Source organism: [Phormidium] sp. LEGE 05292 (genome assembly GCF_015207735.1).
In the GTDB taxonomy this organism is placed as follows: Bacteria; Cyanobacteriota; Cyanobacteriia; order Cyanobacteriales; family Aerosakkonemataceae; genus Floridanema.
Map to the genome: position 1 here is coordinate 1 of NZ_JADEWG010000318.1, position 1,961 is coordinate 1,961.

The following is a 1,961-nucleotide window of genomic DNA, read 5'->3' on the forward strand; positions in this document are numbered from 1 at the left end:
AAACACTTTATCTCAGGAAAAGTTTACAGATTTTTATGTATACTTTTGACTCTCTAACCGCTCCTGAACCGCAAGAATCTCTCGACCATTACATCAAAAGATTGCGAAAGAGCTTGAAAATGAGCCAACAACAAGTTTCTTCTGCCGCAGGTATTCATCTTCAAAGCCTGGGAAAATTGGAACGTGGTAAAACTACTCGACTTAATGAAAAAACCAAAAAAGGGTTAGCCATCGCCTTCAATATCCCAGAAGAATACCTCGATGCTGTCGTCTCTGGACAACCCGTAGAAGGCGTACAAAAGAAACAATACTGTCCCCAATGCTGGAAAGGAGGTAATAACCCAGACCCCTCATGGACATTGCCAAGAGCTAAGTATTGTTTACTTTGTGGCACTCAACTACGTTGCTGTTGCATCAGATGCGGCGAACCCATCGCATCGTTTAAACATAAATTTTGTCCTCACTGTGGCACTCCTTACGCACAATTGAGCCAAAACAAGTCCTAAAAGCGGATATGGGGGTCAGTTTTGTCGTCATACTAGAATTCTGTTGATGTAAGGGAGTAATCTACGTGAAACGCCAGTGGGAGTCAGAAGAATTAATTGAACATTTCACCCTGCTTGAGGAAGAAAGGACACTACTGGCGAATAAAACTGGAGCTAGTCGGCTTGGGTTCGCGGTTTTACTCAAATGTTTTTCTCAAGATGCTCGGTTCCCTGTAAAAAAGCAAGAAATTCCTAAATCCGTTGTCTCCTACGTAGCACTTCAAGTGGAAGTGTCAGCTTCCCAATGGCGTGAATATAAGTGGAGTGGACGTACAATTGAATATCATCGGGCACAAATTCGTGCTTTTTATGGGTTTAGAGAAGCCACAGTTGCCGATTTCCATTCTTTAAATGAATGGTTAATCGAAAAAGTACTAATCTATGACCGCAACCAACAGCATTTAACTGAAACTGTATATCAACGGTTACGAGAATTAAAAATTGAACCCCCCACTAGTGACCGAATTGAAAGGTTAATTCGCTCTGCACTTCATACAGAAGAACAAAACTTTTGTGCTACCACATCCGCTCAGATTTCAGAAGAAACTAAAACGAAAATCGATGGGATTTTAAATAAAGATAAAGCTTTAGAAGAATCTACCGAATCTCAGCCATTTGATTTTAATAATCTGAAAGCTGACCCAGGTCGTGTAGGTCTGGATAGTTTACTCAAAGAGATTGAGAAATTAGAAACTATTCGGCAATTGGGATTATCAGAAAATTTATTTGCTAATGTCTCGCCAAAAATTATACATCATTATAGACAACGGGCTTCGGCTGAACCACCAAGGGAATTACGTCGGCATCCCGACCCGATTCGTTACACACTAGTTGCCGCATTTTGTTGGCAAAGAAGTCAAGAAATTACAGACAGTTTAGTTGAATTATTAATTCAAATCGTACATCGCATTGGTGTTCGTGCTGAACGAAAGGTAGATAAGGAATTAATTGCCGATTTCAAGCGAGTCAGTGGGAAGAATAACATTTTATTTCGCATGGCAACGGCTTCTTTAGAACATCCAGAGGAACCAGTTAAAGATGTCATTTATCCAGTGGTCAGTCCATCTACCTTAAAGAATTTAGTGAAAGAATTTAAGTCGAGCGGCCCTACTTACCGAGAAAGAGTTTACACGGTAATGCGAGCTTCTTATTTACACCATTACCGCCGGATGGTGCCACAAATTCTCTTAGCTTTAGAGTTTCGCTCGAATAATGAACTTTACCAACCTGTGATTAAGGCGCTAGACTTAATTAAGAAATATACGGGGAGTTCTCAACATTATTATTCCCCAGAAGATGAAGTTCTCATAGATGGAGTACTCAAAAATAGCTGGCGGGAAATTGTCGTAGAAGTGGACGCTTCTGGAGGGGAGAAAATCAATCGCGTTAATTATGAGATTAGCGTACTTCAGGCAT

2 protein-coding genes are annotated in these 1,961 nt (G+C 40.5%); both read left to right on the forward strand.

All coding sequences use genetic code 11. The features are described from left to right. The coding region (locus IQ264_RS32300) for a helix-turn-helix domain-containing protein (protein WP_322744851.1) at nt 1–506 on the forward strand (506 nt) is incomplete at its 5' end. Between the two features lie 65 nt (nt 507–571). Next, the coding region (locus IQ264_RS32305; protein ID WP_193986836.1) for a DUF4158 domain-containing protein at nt 572–1,961 on the forward strand (1,390 nt) is incomplete at its 3' end.